Source organism: Streptomyces sp. CNQ085 (assembly GCF_022614595.1).
In the GTDB taxonomy this organism is placed as follows: Bacteria; Actinomycetota; Actinomycetes; order Streptomycetales; family Streptomycetaceae; genus Streptomyces.
The window spans coordinates 12,315-16,314 of sequence record NZ_JAJFAU010000065.1 but is presented as its reverse complement, the minus strand read 5'-3'; the positions used below and the strand labels follow the sequence as shown (position 1 = coordinate 16,314).

Genomic DNA, 4,000 nt, shown 5'->3' with positions numbered 1-4,000 from the left:
GAGGGCGCGGGGCGGCAGGCCACCGGCCCGCCGCCGCATCCGTACGACCGACGGGAGTGAGAGCGCGTGGACCGTGTCGCGTTGCGCGGACTGAGGATCCGCGGGCATCACGGGGTGTTCGAGGGGGAACGAAAGCAGGGACAGACCTTCGTGGTGGACCTGGCGATGGGCCTGGACACCCGCCCCGCGGCCGCCGGGGACGACCTCGCGCAGACGGTGCACTACGGCATCGTCGCCGAGGAGGTCGCCGCGATCGTCGGGGGCGAGCCTGTCGACCTGATCGAGACCCTCGCCCAGCGGATCGCCGACCAGTGCCTGACGCACGGCGCGGTGCGCGAGGTGGAGGTCACCGTCCACAAGCCCGAGGCCCCCGTCACCGTCCCCTTCGACGACGTGACCATCACCATCAAGCGGAGCCGCGCATGACGCCGAACAGCGACCCGACCGTACAGCCGGTGCCCGCCTCGGTGGTGCACCAGGTGGACGCGGCCGATGTGACCCTGCACAACCCCAAGCGTGCCGTCCTCTCGCTCGGGAGCAACCTGGGCAACCGCATGGAGACGCTCCAGGGAGCGGTCGACGCGCTGGAGGAGACTCCGGGGGTGCGGGTCAAGGCCGTCTCACCGGTGTACGAGACCGAGCCGTGGGGCGTGGAGCCGGGCAGCCAGCCCTCCTACCTCAACGCCGTCGTCCTGCTCAAGACCACTCTGCCGCCCGGTTCACTGCTGGAGCGGGCCCACGCCATCGAGGAGGCCTACGCGCGGACCCGCGACGAACACTGGGGCCCGCGGACGATCGACGTGGACATCGTGGCGTACCAGGACGTCGTCTCCGACGACCCGGAGCTGACCCTGCCGCACCCCCGGTGCCATGAACGCGCCTTCGTGCTGGCGCCGTGGCACGACGTGGACCCCGAGGCCGAGGTCCACGGGCACGGCCCGGTGGCGGACCTCCTCGGCACCGTGGGCCGGGAGGGCGTGGCGCGCCGGGAGGACCTGGAACTGAGCCTGCCGGAGTGACCGGCCGCGGTGCGGCCGTGCCCGTCGGCCCGGCTCCGGTGGTCCGGCTCCGGGAGTGTGGACGGCTCCGTACGGGCACGGTTCTTCGACGGCTTCGACGATGCCGTTCGGGCGACGCCGCCCCGAGGGGGCGCCGAGTGACGTGGGGAGTCCCGTGAGGGAACTACGTATCAGGACGCTGGCCGGCATCTTCGCGCTCGCGCTGGTGCTGTCCTGGGCAGGGGCGCGGATGTGGGACGCGCTGGGCACTCTGCCCGCCGTACCCGTCGCGGCCCCGATCGTGCTCGCGGTGATCGCCACCGTACTGACCGCCACCGCGCTGTCCATCCGTGCCCGGCTGCGTGCCCAGCGCGAGCGGCGGCCCGGCGCGAAGGGCGTGGAGCCGATGATGGCCGCCCGAGCTGTGGTCCTGGGACAGGCCAGCGCGCTGGTGGCCGCCCTGGCGGCGGGGGCGTACGGTGGCACGGGCGTCTACCTGCTCTTCGGCGCCATGGACGTGCCCGCCCGCCGGGACCAGGCGGTCTACGCGGGCCTGTCGGTGCTGGCGGGCGTGGCGGTGGTGGTGGCGGCCGTCTTCCTGCAGCGGGTGTGCAGGCTTCCGGACGACGACGAGGAGCCACCGCCCCCGGCCGCCGAGACGGTCTGAGCCGTACCGCCCGTCCCCCGGCCCGCACCGGCTCCCGCCGGCAGGGCCGTCCGGGGCCGTCCGGGGTCGGCCGCGCGGGCCAGGAGCGGTAGGGGGAACGGGGATGGACGAGGACGGGTACGCGGGGCTGCCGGCGGTGGCGTCGGCCCGGGCCGTGGCACGGCGTGAGGTGTCCGCGGCCGAGGTGGTGGAGGCGGCACTGGCCCGGCTCGCCCGGCTGCCGCTCACCCCGGTCATGCCTAACCGCCCCCACGGTCACGACGGTCCGGGCGATCGGTACAGCACGGCACTGACCTGGTCCTTCAATCTCAGCGGTCACCCGGTGGTCGGCGTCCCGGCGGGTTTCACCGGCGGCGGCTGCCCGGCCGGGCTCCAGATCGTGGCCGCCAGGGGAGGGGAGGCGCTGCTCGCCTCGGTGGCGCATGCGGCCGGGGGCGCGGGTCTGGTGGTACGGGCGCCCGGCGGAGAGGGATGACCCGCCCGCCGGGCGGCTCCGTCACCGGGGAGCGCGCCGCCGCAGCGCCCGGAGCGTCGAGCCGGCGGCGAGGCCGTACACCAGGTGCGGCACGATGTCCGACAACCAGGCGGAGCGGCTCCAGGAGCGGGGATCGGTGACGCCGAGCACCGTGGCGGACACGTCACTGCCCGCCATGGCGGCGGCCCCGAGCAGTGGCGCGGTCACCGACACGGGCGGCGTCCGCCGCCGTCCGCTCACCAGTGCGTAGGCCGCGGTGACGCCGAGGCCGGTGACGAAGCCCAGCAGAGCCCCGGCCGCCGCCTTGCGGTTCGACGCCTCCTCGTCCTCGCCCAGCCCGACGCCCGTACGCTCGGCGAGCCGGTCTACGACATCGGAGGGCACGGAGCTGGCCGGCCGTGCCCGCAGCAGCATGTCCCCGTAGGTCGTGATGTTGAGGGCGGCCGTGCCGACCGATCCGGCCACCAGTCCCTGGGTCAGCGGACGCATCGCGGTCTCCTTCCGTCGGGCCGCCACGGGTACCCCCCCGGGCCCGCCGCCATGTCAGCTGGGCACGGCCAGCAGCAGGGCGAAACGCTCCCGGGCGTCGGTCCACCAGCGGGTCACCGCGAAGCCGTGCCGCCGCAGTTCGTCGGTCAGCCCGGCGCGGCGGAACTTCACCGAGATCTCCGTGCGCACCTCCTCCCCCTGTGCGAAAGGGATCTCCACGCCGAGTGCCGGCAGGGACACGGTTTGCCCGGTCCGTGCCCGCAGCCGCATCTCCACGCGTTCCTCCTCCCGGTTCCACAGGGCCAGGTGGTCGAAGGCCCTCGGGTCGAAGCCGGCGCCCAACTCGCGGTTGAGCACCAGCAGCACGTTCTTGTTGAACTCCGCCGTGATCCCCTGCGCGTCGTCGTAGGCACGCACCAGGACATCCTCGCCCTTGACCAGATCCGCGCCGAGCAGAAGGGTGTCCTCCGTGCCGAGGGAGGAGCGCAGCCGGTCGTAAAAGCCGGCGCGCTCCGCCGTGCCGAGGTTGCCCAGGGTGCCGCCCAGGAAGGCGACCAGCCGCGGGCCGGGACCGGTCGGCAGGCACAGGCGGTCGCCGAAGTCGGCGAGGGTGGCCGCGATGCGCAGTCCGGGGTACTCGTGGCACAGCGCCTGGCCCGCCGCGGACAGGGCGGACTCGCTGACATCGATGGGCGCGTAGCCCTCCAGAGTCCCGCGGCGCAGGAGCGCGTCGATGAGCAGGCGGGTCTTGTCGGAGGATCCAGAGCCGAGCTCCACCAGGGTGCGGGCGCCGGTGAGGTCCGCGACCTCGGCCGCGCGCAGCCCCAGGATCTCCCGTTCGGCACGGGTCGGGTAGTACTCGGGCAGCCGGGTGATCTCTTCGAACAGCTTGCTGCCGCGGGCGTCGTAGAACCACCTGGGCGGCAGCGTCCTGGGGGGCGAGGTCAGTCCGGCGAGGACATCGGCGCGCAGCGAGTCGGCGAGGTGGCGCTCCGGAAGCCGCCGGTCGAGGGTGAACCGGGAGGTCATGAGGAAGGCATCCTCTCGGGTGCGGGCGGGGAGGGGCGGGGAGCGGGGGCGGCCGGCAGAGGGGTGACCTCGACGGTCTCCGCCGTGGCTCGCAGCAGGGAGTGCTCGGGCACCTCCAGCCAGCCGTCCCCGCCGGGGGGCTCCGCATCCGAGGGCTCGGACGCGACGAGGAAGGCGCCGGGCGCCGCGCGGTACCACAGGGTGTCGCCGCAGCGGGTCGCGGTGATGTTCCGGCCGTCGGTGAGGAGCAGGTTGGCCCGTGCGTCCGGGCACGCCCGCACGGTCCGCACGGCGACGTCGGCCAGCGCGGCGCCTGCGGACCTCCCGGCCCGCAGGCGGCGC

7 protein-coding genes are annotated in these 4,000 nt (G+C 74.4%); 4 read left to right on the top strand and 3 right to left on the bottom strand.

Going from position 1 to position 4,000, the window contains the following annotated elements; genetic code table 11:
• Positions 1 to 66: 66 nt before the first annotated feature.
• The 4 genes from folB to LJ221_RS13120 all read left to right on the top strand — a co-directional run bounded on the left by folB (position 67) and on the right by LJ221_RS13120 (position 2,140).
• Complete coding sequence (folB, locus tag LJ221_RS13135; RefSeq protein ID WP_241716573.1) at positions 67 to 426, top strand: dihydroneopterin aldolase; 360 nt, start codon at positions 67 to 69, stop codon at positions 424 to 426.
• Positions 423 to 1,019, top strand: a complete 597-nt coding sequence (folK, locus tag LJ221_RS13130) for a 2-amino-4-hydroxy-6-hydroxymethyldihydropteridine diphosphokinase (RefSeq protein WP_241716571.1) — start codon at positions 423 to 425, stop codon at positions 1,017 to 1,019. Before folB ends, folK begins: the two co-directional genes overlap by 4 nt.
• A 154-nt stretch (positions 1,020 to 1,173) precedes the next feature.
• A complete protein-coding gene (locus LJ221_RS13125; RefSeq protein ID WP_241716569.1) occupies positions 1,174 to 1,665 on the top strand; it encodes a DUF3180 domain-containing protein in 492 nt (163 codons plus the stop codon).
• 103 nt (positions 1,666 to 1,768) lie between these two features.
• On the top strand, positions 1,769 to 2,140 hold the full coding sequence (locus LJ221_RS13120; protein WP_374228437.1) for a hypothetical protein: 372 nt from the start codon (positions 1,769 to 1,771) through the stop codon (positions 2,138 to 2,140).
• Between the two features lie 21 nt (positions 2,141 to 2,161).
• Here LJ221_RS13120 and LJ221_RS13115 read toward each other — a convergent pair whose 3' ends face one another.
• The 3 genes from LJ221_RS13115 to LJ221_RS13105 form a co-directional block, all read right to left on the bottom strand.
• On the bottom strand, positions 2,162 to 2,629 hold the full coding sequence (locus LJ221_RS13115) for a hypothetical protein (protein ID WP_241716567.1): 468 nt from the start codon (positions 2,627 to 2,629) through the stop codon (positions 2,162 to 2,164).
• Between the two features lie 54 nt (positions 2,630 to 2,683).
• Positions 2,684 to 3,658, bottom strand: coding sequence for an L-histidine N(alpha)-methyltransferase (egtD, locus tag LJ221_RS13110; RefSeq protein ID WP_241716565.1), 975 nt, complete (start codon positions 3,656 to 3,658; stop codon positions 2,684 to 2,686).
• The coding region (locus tag LJ221_RS13105) for a class II glutamine amidotransferase (protein ID WP_374228436.1) at positions 3,655 to 4,000 on the bottom strand (346 nt) is incomplete at its 5' end. The genes egtD and LJ221_RS13105, both read right to left, overlap by 4 nt.